Annotated in this window: 11 protein-coding genes; 2 read left to right on the forward strand and 9 right to left on the reverse strand. The window is 70.0% G+C overall.

What is annotated here, in order from left to right; genetic code table 11:
* Positions 1 to 58 precede the first annotated feature (58 nt).
* The 6 genes from ACFXIV_RS20895 to ACFXIV_RS20920 all read right to left on the reverse strand — a co-directional run bounded on the left by ACFXIV_RS20895 (position 59) and on the right by ACFXIV_RS20920 (position 10,346).
* Positions 59 to 988 (reverse strand): DMT family transporter, encoded by a 930-nt coding sequence (locus ACFXIV_RS20895; protein ID WP_379394180.1) that lies wholly within the window; start codon positions 986 to 988, stop codon positions 59 to 61.
* 168 nt (positions 989 to 1,156) lie between these two features.
* Positions 1,157 to 2,596 carry a protein kinase gene (locus ACFXIV_RS20900; RefSeq protein WP_379394182.1) on the reverse strand — a complete coding sequence of 480 codons (1,440 nt, stop codon included), beginning with the start codon at positions 2,594 to 2,596 and terminating at the stop codon, positions 1,157 to 1,159.
* A gap of 206 nt (positions 2,597 to 2,802) precedes the next feature.
* The gene (locus tag ACFXIV_RS20905; protein ID WP_379394184.1) at positions 2,803 to 3,975 is read right to left on the reverse strand and encodes a VWA domain-containing protein; all 1,173 of its coding nucleotides are present in this window, start codon (positions 3,973 to 3,975) and stop codon (positions 2,803 to 2,805) included.
* Positions 3,976 to 4,021: 46 nt separating this feature from the next.
* Entirely contained in the window at positions 4,022 to 6,364 is a 2,343-nt protein-coding gene (locus tag ACFXIV_RS20910; RefSeq protein ID WP_379394186.1) for a DUF5682 family protein, read from the reverse strand.
* Positions 6,361 to 7,455, reverse strand: coding sequence for an AAA family ATPase (locus ACFXIV_RS20915; protein WP_379394360.1), 1,095 nt, complete (start codon positions 7,453 to 7,455; stop codon positions 6,361 to 6,363). Before ACFXIV_RS20915 ends, ACFXIV_RS20910 begins: the two co-directional genes overlap by 4 nt.
* Before the next feature lie 2 nt (positions 7,456 to 7,457).
* Complete coding sequence (locus ACFXIV_RS20920; protein ID WP_379394188.1) at positions 7,458 to 10,346, reverse strand: DUF5691 domain-containing protein; 2,889 nt, start codon at positions 10,344 to 10,346, stop codon at positions 7,458 to 7,460.
* Between the two features lie 137 nt (positions 10,347 to 10,483).
* Here ACFXIV_RS20920 and ACFXIV_RS20925 point away from each other — a divergent pair, with 137 nt between their 5' ends.
* Positions 10,484 to 10,774, forward strand: a complete 291-nt coding sequence (locus ACFXIV_RS20925) for a SelT/SelW/SelH family protein (RefSeq protein WP_354833890.1) — start codon at positions 10,484 to 10,486, stop codon at positions 10,772 to 10,774.
* Here ACFXIV_RS20925 and ACFXIV_RS20930 read toward each other — a convergent pair.
* The 3 genes from ACFXIV_RS20930 to ACFXIV_RS20940 form a co-directional block, all read right to left on the reverse strand.
* Positions 10,771 to 11,931: an FAD-dependent monooxygenase gene (locus ACFXIV_RS20930; protein WP_379394190.1), complete on the reverse strand. Its 1,161-nt coding sequence runs from the start codon at positions 11,929 to 11,931 to the stop codon at positions 10,771 to 10,773. The two genes, ACFXIV_RS20925 and ACFXIV_RS20930, sit on opposite strands and share 4 nt — an antisense overlap.
* A gap of 159 nt (positions 11,932 to 12,090) precedes the next feature.
* Entirely contained in the window at positions 12,091 to 12,456 is a 366-nt protein-coding gene (locus tag ACFXIV_RS20935) for a hypothetical protein (protein WP_379394192.1), read from the reverse strand.
* Positions 12,457 to 12,609: 153 nt separating this feature from the next.
* Positions 12,610 to 12,825 (reverse strand): zinc ribbon domain-containing protein, encoded by a 216-nt coding sequence (locus tag ACFXIV_RS20940; RefSeq protein WP_379394194.1) that lies wholly within the window; start codon positions 12,823 to 12,825, stop codon positions 12,610 to 12,612.
* Positions 12,826 to 12,936: 111 nt separating this feature from the next.
* On the opposite strand from ACFXIV_RS20940, the gene ACFXIV_RS20945 reads away from it, so the two are divergent.
* On the forward strand, positions 12,937 to 14,496 hold the full coding sequence (locus ACFXIV_RS20945) for a carboxylesterase/lipase family protein (protein ID WP_379394196.1): 1,560 nt from the start codon (positions 12,937 to 12,939) through the stop codon (positions 14,494 to 14,496).
* Positions 14,497 to 14,510: the final 14 nt, after the last annotated feature.

Consider the following 14,510-nt stretch of genomic DNA (forward strand, 5'->3'; position numbering starts at 1 on the left):
ATGAATATTTCCGCTAAAGCCCACCCCACCACATCACGAGAATTCGTTATTTCCCGTACTACCTCGGGGCGTTCAGCTGCACGAGCATTGCGCCGATCAGCATGATCACCGCCCCGGCTATTTGTGTCGGCCCAAGCGACTGGCCGAGCAGTAGCCAGGCCAAAGCGGCGGCGATCAGAGGTTCCACCACGGCCAGCACGCTCGCCACGGCCGAGGGCAGGTCGCGGAGGGCTCGGAGTCCGGCCAGGTAGGGCAGCACGGTGCCGGCGACGGCCAGGGTCAGCAAGAGCAGCCACACCGGAGCCTGCAGACCGCCCAATACAGCGGGGGCTGTGAGTAAGTGGATGGGTAGCGTCCACGGCGGGGTGAACGTTGCCACCACTACTGCGCCGATGGTCAATCCGAGGGCAGTCAGCCCGGCCGGGTCGTGCCTGCCGGCACCGTGTTCGCCGAGCAGGAAGTATCCGGCCGAGCAGATCGCCGAGCCCAGACCGGCGGCAAGGCCGAGCATGTTCAGGTGGGTGGTCTGCCAGAGCTGTGCGACCAGGGCCAAGCCGGTCAGCGCCAATCCGATGCCCAGCCAAACCGGTGCGGGCAGCCTGGTGTGCCGTGTTCTCTGCACCCAGAGCGCGACCAGCACGGGCGCGAGGTTGACCAGCACCATTGCTACCGCAACTGGAATCCGGGCCACCGCAACGAAGAACAACAGTTGCACCCCGGCGACGCCGAGCACTCCATAGCCGAGCAGTAACCACAGGTCGGCACGGCGGAACCGCAGCGCCCGCGGCCGCAATACGGCAACGGCCGGGACGAGGAGTATCGCGGCGAATGTGATCCGAACCGACGTCACCGCCGCCGGGGACCAGCCCGTCGCCATCACCGCCTTGGCCACCGGCCCGGAACTCGCGAACAGTGCCCATGAGGTCAGAGCCCACCCGGTCGCCCGGACTCGGATCGGAGGCCGCCCAACCCTTTCCGTCGTCGCCACCGCTGCAGTCTGACCGCGTGATCGCGCACCCGACCACAGAATTTCTGACGTGCGTCATCGAAGCCGGCCATTGCGACGCCTACCGGCGTGGCCGCTGCTCGACCGATGACTCGAAGCCGTCGGGCCGGTGCCTGCCGGTGTAAAACTCGGTTGACCGGCAGGGCTCGTTCAGAGGGTGATGTGGAAGGGCTTGTCGCCCAGGGCGTTGTCGGGGGTCAGGGCGTCGGCGAAGGCGAGGGTGACGACTGTGTCCGGGTGTTGCGGGGCGTCGGCCTTGGATTTGCTGCCCTTGATGATCACCGCGATCACGATGATGACGATGACCAGGACCGTGACGATGGCGGCGACCAGCCAGGCCGTCGTGTTCGAATTGCGTTGCGGGGGAGTGTAGGTCGGGGGTGGGTTGGTGTGTGGGGCGTAGGACTGCGGTTGGTTGTACGACGGGGCGGGGCCCACCGCCGGTTTCGAAAAGGTTTGCGGCGCGGGTTGATTCGGGTACGCCGGGGTCGATACCTGCTGATTCGGAATCGGCTGGTTGGGGAAGGACGGGTTCGACGTGGGCGGGACCGGGTACGCGGGGCCCGGGCTGGGGTAGGACGGGGCCTGGTTCGGGTAGGACGGGCCCGGGCCCACGAGCGGGCGCGGCGTCGACGGTGTCGGATTGGGCGGTTGCTGGATCACCGGCTGCGGCCGGACGGGAGTCGGCGGGCGCGGGGCGACGATGGGCTGCGGATGCGCGGGAGTCGGCGGGCGCGGGGGCGCGGCGGGGCGGGGCGCCTGGAGGGCGCGTTCGGCGGCGGTGGCGAATTCGACGCAGGAGCGGTACCGGTCGGCCGGCCGCTTGGAGAGCGCCTTGGTGAGGACCGCGTCGATGGTGCGCGGCAGTGCCTGGCGGAGCGGGCTCGCCGGCGGCGGGGGCTGCTGGAGGTGGCCGCGGATGACCGCGGCGGGGCTGGTGCCCTCGAACGGGACTGTGCCGGTGAGGAGTTGGAAGAGCGTGCAGGCCAGGGAGTACTGGTCGGAGCGGCCGTCGAGGGACGCACCGGTCAGCTGTTCGGGCGAGGCGTAGGCGAGCGTGGCGGTGACCGTGCCGGTCTGGGTGAGGTGGCCGGTGTCATCGCGCAGGCGGGCGATGCCGAAGTCGGTCAGGTAGACACGTTCGCCGGAGCCGGTCTTGGACGACGAGCGGGCCAGCAGGATATTGGCCGGCTTCACATCACGGTGCAGGACACCCAGGCCGTGCGCGTAGTCGAGCGCCTTGGCGGTCTCGCCGATGATCTGGGCCGCGCGCAGCGGCGGCAGTGTGCCCGGGGTGATCGAGGAAGCATTGATCCCGTCGATGTACTGCATGGAGATCCACAGCTGTTCGCCCTCGTCACCGCGGTCGTACACGGTGACGATATTCGGGTGGTCCAGCCGGGCGACCAGATCCGCCTCGCGGATGAAGCGGGCGCGAATCTCGTCGTCGGCGAACATCTCCTGATTCAGCAGCTTCAATGCCGTCATCCGCGGCAGCCGCGGATGCTTGGCCAGATACACCGAGCCCATGCCGCCGCGACCGAGCTCGCGTTCGATGACGTAATCGGCGAACACATCACCAGAGCGCACATCAGCCCCCGTTCTGTATCTAATGTGCCCTCCGCTTCGCTCCGGGCGGGTTCGCGGCCCTGGAGGTCTCGTTCTTCCCTCCCTCCGCTCCTCCGCTTCGCTCCCCCGCTCCGCTCAGTCCAGAACGAGACGGGCCGCGAACCATTGGGCACTTCCATCCTCGAGGCGCACCGCGTGGCGTGGTTTCTCCACGTGGTGCGTGCCCATTATGTCTGTCCGCGCAGCGTGTTGTGTGCCCACGCCCCAACATCACCGCGATCCAGGGCCACCGCGAGCAGGTCGGGGAAGCGGTCCGGTGTGCAGGCGAAAGCGGGCACGCCCAGTGCGGCCAGCGCCGCCGCATTGTCGCGGTCGTAGGCCGGAGCGCCCTCGTCCGAGAGCGCCAGCAGCACCACCACCTGTACCCCGGCCTCCTTCATGGCGCGAATGCGCCGCAGCATCTCCGCGCGGACGCCGCCCTCGTACAGGTCGGAGATCAGCACGAACAGCGTGTCCGCCGGCCGGGTGATGAGCGACTGCGAGTAGGCGATGGCGCGGTTGATATCGGTGCCGCCACCCAGCTGCGTGCCGAACAGCACCTCCACCGGATCCGCCAGCTTCTCGGTGAGATCCACGACGGCCGTATCGAAGACCACCAGCGAGGTGCGCAGCGACCGCATCGACGCCAGCACCGCGCCGAACACCGAGGCGTACACCACGCTCGACGCCATGGACCCCGACTGATCGATGGCCAGCACCACATCCCGTTTGACGGCCTGCGCCTTGCGCCCGTACCCGACCAGCCGCTCGGGCACCACGGTCCGATGCTCGGGCAGGTAGTTCGCCAGGTTCTTGCGAATGGTCCGGTCCCAGTCGATATCCCGCAGCTTCGGCCGCGACACCCGCGCCGCCCGGTTCAGCGCCCCGCCCACGGCGGCCACGGTCGCCGCCGCGATCCGCCGCTCGATCTCCTGCACCACCTTCTCCACCACCATGCGGGCGGTGGCCTTGGTGGTCTCCGGCATCACCCGGTTCAGGCTCAGCAGCGTCCCCACCAGATGCACATCCGGCTCGACCGCCTCCAAAAGCTCGGGCTCGAGCAGCAATTCGGTGAGGTTGAGCCGATCCACCGCGTCCCGCTGCATCACCTCCACCACCGTCGACGGGAAGTACCGGCGGATATCGCCCAGCCACCGCGACACCTGCGGCGCGGAACCCCCGAGCCCGCCCGAGCGCCGCCCGCTCCCGCCCTGCCCGCCGGAATCGTAGAGCGCCCCCAGCGCCCGATCCATCGCCTGATCGTCGGCATTGCCGAGCCCGCCGCCCCCGAGCCCGGCCTCACCGGCGCTGCCGAGCACCAGCCGCCACCGCCGCCCCTGTGCCTCGTCCATCTCGTTCATGACAATCCCCTCGAAAGTTCGGCAACGCCCCGGTTTCGATGTGCAGTCATCCCGCCACTCCGAGGATCTCGGCCGCCCCGCGCATGGCGAGCTCGCCGCGGTCGGTGTCGTAGTCGGTGCTGCGGGCGCCCGAAGCCGTTGGCGCGCCGTGCCGTACGGCCTGGCCGATGGCCTGCCGCTCGCCGGATTCGAACGCTCCGAAGGTCCGGCGCAGCAGCGGCAGGGTGGCGACGAACTGCGCCTCGTCGAGGCCGCACAGCCAATCGTCGATGAGCGACAACAGGTTTCGGTCGTGGACCAGGAGCAGCCCGCGCCCGCCCAGGAAGCCGTCGATCCAGGCCGCCTTGTCGGGAGCGGTGCGCCCGACCGACAGCGCCGCGGATAGTCGGCGCCCGGATTCCACGCCGTCGATGCGCTCGGCATCGCAGAGCAGGCGGACCGCGCGCCCGACGATCCCGCCGTTGACGTCATCGCGATCGGCGAGGGTCTCCAGCGTGGACAGCCAAGTCCCGGTGGCCCATTCGTCGTCACGCGCCGACAGCGCCAGATGCACCGCATCGATCTGAGCCCGCAGCGCGGCGGACGCGTCGGCATCCAGCCCGGTCACCGCGCCCGGCAGACCCGCGCAACTGCGAACCAGCAGACTGTCCGCCACCCGGGTCAGCGCCGCGCTGTCCGTGCCGCGCACATCGCCGTAGCGCACGATCCGCAGCAATCCGGGCAGCGCGGACATCAGATGGGTGACGTCGTGATCCAGCGCCGCAACCGATTCCAGCCGCGCGATGAGTCCATCGGTGGCCCCGCCGAGATCGGCCAGCAGCGCCTCCTCCAGCGCGGACGCCACCTTCCCGACCGTCGCGTCCGGATCCTGCGCCGTATCGAGGATTTTCGCTTCGGCCGCCGACCGCAGCGTGGTACCCCAGCGCGACGCCTCGACGATCGAGATCGCCAGCTCCGGCCGCCACCGCAGCGTCCATGTCTCCCGGAAGGTGCCGGTATTGCGCACCTGGCTGTCGGTCAGCTTGCCCCACCCGATGCCCAGCAGCCGGAGCCGGTGCAGCAGGCGCGATCTCGCCAGCCCGCCATCGGTGCGCAGATCCAGATCCACCGTCCGTTCCAGGGCCTGCTGCTTCAGCCGCAGCGTCCTGATCTGGGCCCGCAGATCCGCCTCCAGCGGCACCGTCGGCGTCCCGTCCGGGACCGTCCCCAGCGCCTCGCCCACCACCAGTTCGGTACTGACCAGCCGCAACAGCGTCTCGTCACCGTCGCACAGCACCGACCGGGTGGCCTCGGTGACCTCCGACAGGCCGGCGAGCGGCCGCCCCCGCAGGGTCGCGAGAGTGTCGGCCAGCCGGACGGATTCGATGATGTGCGCGCTGGACACCGGCAGATCGTGGGCCCGCAGCGTGCCCGCCACCTTGGTCAGCCACCGCGCGATGGGCTGCTCGGTCTCGGTGAACAGGTGGTGGTACCAGCCCGGCGAGGTAATGCCCGCGCCGTAGCCGGACGAGCTCGCCAGCCGCGAATGCGTCCACGGCACCCAGGTCAGCGTGGCCTTGCTCTTCGGTATGCCCTTGAGGATCCGGGCATCGGCCGCGGCCGGGCCCAGCTTGCCCTCCAGTGCCGGCGCGTGCCACGCGCCGCACACCACGGCCAGTCGCTGTGCGCCGTCCTTCAAGGCCTTTCGCATGATCTGCCGCATGTGCGCCTCACGGCGCAACGTGTGCGCGTCCACCGTGATCCGTACCGATTCGATGGAGACCGGTCCGTCCTCCGAGAGCGGTTCGTCCTCCTCTGCTGTCCCGGACCCCTCGACCGGGACAACGGAATCGGATTCCCGGCCGGCGGTGGCGCCGTCCAGGTGCTCGGCGTGCTCCCGCAAGGCGCCCATGGCCTCGTTGACGGCAGCGAAGATATCGGCGTCCGAGGCGGATTCGACGATGGCGTCCCACCAGCGTTCGGCGTCGTCGTACCCGGCGGCGGCCGCCAGGATGGCCAGCGGATCGGTCCGGTCGCCGGGCTCGTCCGCCACCGCGAGCGCGACATTCGCGGGCAGATCGCAGAAGCCCACGGCCACACCGTTGTCCACCGCGTACCGCAGCGCCACCCACTCCGGTGAGAAGGTCGCGAAGGGCCAGAACGCGGCCTTGGCCGGGCTGTCGGGCTGATAGGCGAGCAGCGCCACCGGCGGCGACATCCCCTCGGCCGCAAGGTAACCGATGAGCCGATCGGCGTCGGACGGCCCCTCGATGAGGATGGCGTCCGGCCGGAACCGCGCCAGCGCCAGCGCGAGCGAGCGGGCCGAACCCGGCCCGTGGTGGCGGATGCCGAACACCCGCGTCTCGGTCGGCACTCCGGCCTCGGTCGATACCGCGACGGCAATGGTCATTCGTGCACCTCGCGGCAGGCCCGGTAGAAGTCGGCCCAGTCGGGGCGCTGCCGCACCACGGCCTCCAGATATTCCGTCCACACCACCTGGTCGGCGACCGGATCCTTGACCACCGCGCCCAGTACCGCGCCCGCGATATCGGCGGGCCGCAGCACGCCGTCGCCGAAGTGCGCGGCCAGCGCTATCCCATTGGTGATCACCGAGATCGCCTCGGCCGTCGACAGTGTGCCCGTCGGCGACTTGAGTTTGGTGCGCCCGTCCTCGGTCATGCCCGAGCGCAGTTCGCGAAAGACCCGCACCACGCGCCGGATCTCCTCGGCCGCCGCGGGGACGGCGGGCAATTCCAGTGCGGCGCCGAGCTGTTCGACGCGGCGGGTCACGATGGAGACCTCCTCGTCCTCACCGGCCGGCAGCGGCAGCACCACGGTATTGAACCGGCGGCGCAGCGCGGAGGAGAGCTCGTTGACGCCGCGGTCGCGGTCGTTGGCGGTGGCGATCACATTGAAGCCCTTGGCCGCCTGCACCTCCATGCCCAGTTCCGGCACCGGCAGCGTCTTCTCCGATAGCACCGTGATCAGCGCGTCCTGCACATCCGAGGGGATGCGGGTGAGCTCCTCGAGCCGCGCGATGGAGCCGGCGCGCATGGCGGTCATGATGGGCGAGGGCACCAGCGCGGCCTCGCTCGGACCCTCGGCCAGCAGCCGGGCGTAGTTCCAGCCGTAGCGGATGGCCTCCTCGGCGGTGCCGGAGGTGCCCTGCACCAGCAGCGTGGAATGCCCGGCGATGGCGGCCGAAAGGTGTTCCGACACCCACGTTTTCGCGGTGCCGGGCACACCGATCAACAGCAGGGCGCGATCGGTGGCGAGGGTGGCGACCGCGACCTCCATGAGCCGGCGCGGGCCCACGTACTTGGGGGTGATCACGGTGCCGTCGGCCAGCGTGCCGCCCAGCAGGTAGGTGACCACCGCCCACGGCGACAGCTTCCAGGAGGGCGGACGCGGGCGATCGTCGGTGGCGGCCAGGGCCTTCAGTTCGTCGGCGAAGGCCTGTTCGGCGTGCGGGCGCAGCAGGGCGTCCCGTTCCTGAGTCATGGTCACTGCAGCTCCTCGAGCATTGTCTTGCGGTCGATGAGGTCATGGGCGAGCTGGTCGAAGGCCTGCTCCCAGTACGGATCCGCGCATCGGCGGGCGATACCGGACACCATGCCCGCCACCGCCACCGGGAAGTGAGCGGACGCCGCGCGGAACAGCGTCCGGTAGGAGCCGGGCACCAGGCTGGGCGCACCCGGCCGGTCGGCGCACAGCTGGGCGCGCTCGGTGAGCAGCCGCAGCACGTGCTCGGCCATCGGGCCGGGCCACGGATGCGGCATGGCGCGCAGCATGGATTCGATCTCGGCCAGCCAGCTGGAATCCAGGCCACGCAGGTAGCGCACCTGATCGGCCTCCGGCTGGAGCGCGAACAGCTCGCGCAGCTTGTCGGTGTCGGCGTCGCGGGCGTCCGCGCCGGAGACGGCCCCGAACAGCGCCCGGGCCCACTCCGGATTCCGCTGTGCCAGCGCGGCATCCGACCAGCCCGCGATCATGGGGCCGCGCATGCCCTCGGCCATGGGCACCCGCACCGCCTCCTCGGCCGGGCCGAGCAGCCGCTCCCAGTGCCGCAGCGGCGTGGCGGCCACCACCCGGTGCAGCCATTCGGTGGACAGATCGGGGGCGCCGTCGGCGCGATAGGCGGTGTAGCCGAAGGAGTCTCCGACACCGTCGCGCCGGGCCGCCTCGTCGAGGACGCCCGGGCCGGTGGTGACCAGCTGCGGCCGCACCGGCCGGGAACCGAAACTCAGCCAGGCCGCGGCCCGGCCGGCCATCCGCCGCGCGAACGCCGAATCCGGCAGCCGCCCCAGCAGATCCGCGGCCAGCCGGCGCACCTCAGCCCGCCGGTCGTCGAGGGCGGTCTCGAGCAGCGCCTCGTCGTCGAGCGAGAGGCCGTCCGCCAGCACCGCCAGCAGTTCGGCCTTGCCCGGCCCGGACTCGGTGCCCCAGGACGCCGCGAGCGCCGCCCGCGCGGCCGCCGGATCCCGCTGCCGCAGCTGCGACAGCCAGCTGCGCCGCTCCGCGGCCCGGCCGTGCGACCACACGCTCTCGTCCTCGGCGGCGGCCCGCACCAGCGACTTCCAGCCGGGATGCTGCGCGGCCAGCCAGCGACCCCGCGCCCCCGCCAGCCGCAGCAGCGGTTCCCGATGCGACGCCAGCGCCTTGGCCCGATCCAGCAGGCCGCTGACCATTCCGTCCGGAGCGCGGAAGTCCCGCGGCCCGGCCAGCGCGAACCACTCGTCGAGGAACGGCGAATTGTCGGCCAGCAGCTGGGTCAGCCGCGCACCCGCCGCGACCGGCAGCAACCGCCGTTCGTCATCGGCCGCGGCCGCACTGCGCTCCGCCGAGGTGGCCGAGACACCGCCCCGTGCGAAACAGTCCTGCAACGCAATCGATTCCAGCAGGACCGCCGCCCGATCCCCGGTCAACGCGGTCGTCGCGGCGGCAACCGGCGACGCCAATCCCGACAGGTCGGCCTGGCGTCGCGCCGTGCCGACGAGCGCCGCGGAAACCAGCTCGGCACTTGCGGAATCCTCGACGCCACCCCAGATCGGCATCGGATTTCCCTGTGCCACACCGACATCCACCATGGTCCCGGCGGCGAGTGCCGCAACCGGCACCAACCCGTCCACCGTCCACTCGCCGATCACCGTGACCGGATGCCCGCCGGAGAGTCCGAGCAGTCGCCACGGCTCACCCTCGGCGGTCGACACCGGCAGCGCATCGCCACCGGATTCCACGATGTACCAGCCCTTTTCGCCCCGAACGGGCACGACCTCGGCCAGCAGCACCGGCCACGACCGCAGGAACGGATCGGCCCCCAACGCCCGGGCCTGCTCGGCGAGAGCAGCGGCAATGGTGCCGTTCTGGTCCGGGGAACCGGCCGCATGCAGCGGGATGGTGGTGAAGGGTTCGGGGATGTCTTCGTGGCGGTCGCCCCAGAGGGCGCGCAGGGGTGTGGCGCCCGGGTAGAAGTGGAGGTTCGCGTCCACCTGGAAACCGGGAGCCGGGGTGTCGTTCGGGAAGGCGGGGCTGCCGTAGTGGTGGTCGACGAGCAGGGCCCAGCGGCCGGATGTGCGGCCGCGCAACCAGACTCGGCGGGTGTAGAGGCCGTCTTCGGTGGTGATCCGGATGCCCAGGACCAGCCAGCGGTCGCGGACCGCGGGTTCGGCGCGGACCGTGTCGGCCGGCGTGGGGTACCCGATGTGGGTGCGCACGCTGGCGCGCAGGCCGGGGGAGAGGGTGTCGAGACGGGCGTGCGCGGCAGTCAGCAGGTGCAGGCGGGCGTATTCGCGCAGCAGTAGCCGGGGCCATTCGGAATGGGTGGTGGCGAGCGGTAACTGGCGCAGGGTCGCGGCGATGCCGGGAGCCTGCGCGTCGACCATGCGGGCCGCCACCGTCTCGAAGGCACGGATCGACCGATCCGATTGCGCGAGGCCGGTGCGCACCTGGTCGGTGAGCCAGATGTCCAGATCGGCCAGGCCCGCGGTGACCCGGGCGCGGCGCTGATCGGCGGCGGCCCCGGCACCGCGGGCGGGCTGGGCCTCGGGCGCGGCCTGCTTTTCGGCGCGGGCGGCCCGGCCACCCAGCCAGTCGGCGGCGAAATCGGCCACGGTGTCCGCGGCGGGCACGTCACCCGCACTCCACGACAACAAAAGGGACAGTGCGTGTTTGCACGGAAACTTGCGACTCGGGCAGGTGCATTTGTACGCGGGCCCCGACAGATCCACGATGGTCTGGTACGGTCGGCTGCCGCTGCCCCGGCACCGCCCCCACAGCGCGGTGTCGTGAATGCCGGTGCCGCTCCACTTGCCACGGAGCTTGCGGGCGGCGGTCAGCGATGCGGCGTCCGGTGCGAGCGATCCGACGTGATCGGCGGTCCAAGCGGTGGTCATCCATCCCCCCTTCCTCGGTTGAGCAAAGTTGTATCCGAGGGCACCGACAGATCCGGGCCACGAGCGGGCCCCTTCCAACAACCACGAGCGGGCCCGCTCCAACGGCCGCGCGGGGCGCGCCCGGTAAGGTCGCGGACATGCCTCGCGTCGCGATCGAATACTGCACGCAGTGCCGCTGGCTGCTCCGCGCGAGCTGGATGGCTCAGGAGTTGCTCACCACCTTCGCCACCGACCTGTCCGAGGTCGCCCTCATCCCCGGCGAGGGCGGCGTCTTCCGCATCACCGTCGACGGTGACCAGATCTGGGAACGCAAGGCCGACGGCGGTTTTCCCGACATCGCCATCCTCAAGCAGCGCGTCCGCGACCGGGTGGCACCCGGCCGCTCGCTCGGCCACGCGGACAAGAAGGACACCGAACCGGCGAGCTAGCGGCTCGAGCGGGGCGCCATCGCGAGTTCCCCTCGTCGCGCAGCCCGCCGCCACCGCTGTCCGGAGTCGATGGCACGCCGGATCCTGCGCACCGTGGGTACCTGTGTGAGCAGGTGCAGCTGATACCGCCACGGCATTTGCAGCCCGTGCCGGACCGACATCGCATAGGCGAACTGCACGGCGCCGCGGTCGAGATACCGGTCGGCGTGTTCGAACCAGACCATGCTGGTGCGGGCGGCGGCCTGTATCGGGCGCAGCGCAGCGCGCCGCTGCGCATCGTAATTCTTCAGTGCGTCGGCGACCTCGGCATGCTCGTACAGGTTCTGTGCGAGCACGATAGCGTCGACGATTGCCAACCGGGTGCCCGAGCCGATGGTGAAGTGCGTCGTGTGCGCCGCATCGCCGAGCAGCACCACGTTGTCGTGATACCACGTCTTGTTGGTCACCTCGGGAAAGCGGCTCCACCTTGCGAATTCGCCTCGTGTCTTGCTGATCAACGAGTGACCGTCGAGAGGGCGGCCGAATATGTTCTCCAGAACCCGCACGTTCTCCAGGTTGTCCAGGGAATCGAATCCCAGTCCATGCCAAGTCTGCGGCTGGCACTCGACGATGCAGGTGCTGATTCTTCCGGCAATCGACGGGTAGGCATGGAACCAGATCCAACCGGCCGAGGTGTGTTCGAAGGCGAAGGTGAATCGCTTGAAGACCTTGTTCGTACCGAGCCAGATATATCGATTCTCGCCGAGTGTGACGGACGTGCCGAAACGGTGATCACCCAGCTGTCGTATCCGGCTGTTCGCGCCGTCGGAGGCGACGATGAGATCGAAATCGCCGAAGCCGGACAGATCATCGACGTCTCGCCCGTGCTGGACGTCGACGCCCAGGTCCCTCGCCCGTCGCGAAAGTACGTCGAGCAATGCCGCGCGCCCCATGCTGAAGCCGTAGCCCGCGAAATGCGCGGTCTCGTTGTCGCACACATGGATTGCCTGTTCACGCCATACGACCGACCCGGCACGCACCGCCTGGGCGCTGTCGGGGTCATTCCGATACAGAATGTCGAGCAGGTCGTCCCAATACACGACGCCCCAGCCGTAAGTGGATCCGGGAGGATCGCGGTCGATCACCGTGATGTCATGGGCCGGGTCGCGTCGCTTCATCGAAATAGCGAAGTACAACCCGGCCGGCCCGCCACCGACACACACGATCTTCATCTCGTCACCGGCTTCAGCCGAGCTGGTCGAACCTGGCTTCACATGGGTGGTACTCGATGCGACCGAGCCCGGCACGCTGTGCGTGTCCGGGCTCGATCACCGGCGCTAGAAGCTGCCCCAGCCACCCCAGCCGGGTAGCCACCAGCCGGGATTCCATCCCCAGCCATTGCCGTTTCCCCAACCCCAGCCGTTGCCGCCCCAACCCCAGCCATTGCCGCCCCAACCCCAGCCGTGGCCGCCACCCCAACCAGGGCCGCCACCCCAGCCGTGGCCGCCACCGCCACCCCAGCCGCCACCGCCACCCCAGCCGTGGCCGCCACCGCCACCCCAGCCGTGGCCGTCACCGCCACCGGGGTTGTCGACGAGTTGGGTTGCAGACGTGGGCGTCGTTGCTTGCGCCGTAGGCGCTTTTGCCGCGGCTGCGGCGACCGGAATCGCGGCAAGTGCGGCTATACCGACAGCAGCCGCCAACCCTGCGAACCTTGTGCGTGAACTCTTTCTCTCGGTCATGATAGGGCTCCAGAAATGCTGTCCCGACCTGCTGGAAGTCTACGCGGTTTCGCCGAACTCTAGAAGACGCCGCATTGGACCATATATAATCCGCCGCTTCCGCCGGCCGCCGGATCAGCTACAGCAGCCGCCACCACAGCAGCCGCCACCACTCGACGGAGCCGGCGCGGGGGCGGTGCCGCCGCGGGTCACGGTCCCGAAGGTGGTCAGGAGTTTGACGGTGTCGTCATGGCCCTCCGGGCACGTCGCAGGGGCGGACGCCTCGGCCATGGGACGGGTCAGCTCGAAGGTGTCGCCGCAGCTGCGGCATCGATACGCATAGCTCGGCACCCGCCCAGCGTAAACGACGTCCGGGCGTACCGGCGGCGCGCTGACGTCGATCCCGCGGTGCACCCGGGACCACCCAGTACCCTCGATTTACGGAGTACGAGGAGGTGTGGTGTGAGCACTCGATTCTTCGACAGGCTGTCGGAACGTGATGGCGCGCCGGTTGCGCGGACCGCGAACGGCGAGGTGTCCGGTGTGCTGGACGGTGCGGTGGCGCTGTGGCGCGGCATTCCCTACGGCGCCAGCACGGCCGGGCCCAATCGCTTCCGATTGCCCCAGCCCCCGCAATCCTGGACCGGCGTCCGCGAATGCGTGCGCGTCGGTGACGTCGCCCCGCAGACCCCGGGCTTCGTGCCCGTCGACGCCAACCTGCGGATGGGCGAGAACTGTCTCTGGCTCAATCTCTGGGCCCCGGTCGCCGACGCGGACGAACTCCGCCCGGTCCTGGTGTGGCTGCACGGCGGGGCCTTCTGCTTGGGCACCGCCGCCCAGGCCATCTACGACGGGCGGCGGCTGGCCGAGACCGGTGACGTGATCGTGGTCGCGGTCAACTACCGGCTCGGCGCACTGGGCTTCCTCGACCTGTCCTCGCTCGGCGAGGAATTCGTCCCGAATCTGGGCCTGCACGACCAGATCGCCGCCCTGCAGTGGGTGCGCGACAATGCCGCGGCCTTCGGCGGCGATCCGGGCAATGTCACCATCTTCGGCGAATCCTCCGGCGCGGGCTGTGTCACCGCGCTGCTCACCTCACCGCTGTCGGCGGGCCTGTTCCATCGCGCCATCGCCCAATCCCCGCCCGCCACCACGGTTTTCGGACCCGAACGCACCGCCGTGGTGGCCAAGCGCTATCTGGAACTGCTGGAGCTGACCCCCGACCATTCGGCCGAGCTGCTTACCATGCCCATCGAACGCATCGTGACCGCGGCCGGCGCCCTGCTCGACGAGGTGCCGCTGCGCGAACCCGGCCGGCTGGCCGCCGCGCCCGTGGTGGACGGCAACCTGCTGCCCGCGTACCCGAGCGAGCGCTTCCAGCAGGGCCGTTCGCACCGGGTGCCGCTGATCATCGGCACCAACAAGGACGAGGCCTCGCTGTTCCGGCTGTTCCGCTCGCCCATCATGCCGGTCACCCCGGACGCGGTGAACGCCATGCTGCGCGGGGTGGCCGCCGAACACCCCGGCCTGTCACCGGAGCGGCTGGCCGAGATCGCCTCCGCCTACGAGTCCAGCACCCCGCGCGGCGCGCTCACCATGTCCACCGACGCCGCCTTCCGCATGCCCTCGCACTGGGTGGCCGACGCGCATTCGGCGCACTCGCCGACCTGGATGTACCGCTTCGACCACGCCACCCCGATGCTCAAGGCCGCCCGGGTCGGCGCCGGCCACGCCACCGAATTGCCCTATGTCTTCGGAAATTTCGGCTCCTTCGACTACGACCCCACCTTCTGGCTGGGCGGACGCAAAGCGGCACAGGAGGTTTCGGGCCGCATGATGCGCCGCTGGCTGGCCTTCGCCGAATACGGCGTGCCCGCCGCCATCGACGGCTCCAAGCACTGGCCGCCCTACAGCGCCGCGACCCGCACCACCCTGGTCATCGACAATATGGACCGCGTCATCGACGACCCCGACCGCGATCGCAATACCGTGTGGGGCGACGACGTGGTCGGGTTCTACTGAGCCACAATCGATCA

It is taken from the genome of Nocardia sp. NPDC059236 (genome assembly GCF_042754085.1).
Taxonomy (GTDB): domain Bacteria; phylum Actinomycetota; class Actinomycetes; order Mycobacteriales; family Mycobacteriaceae; genus Nocardia.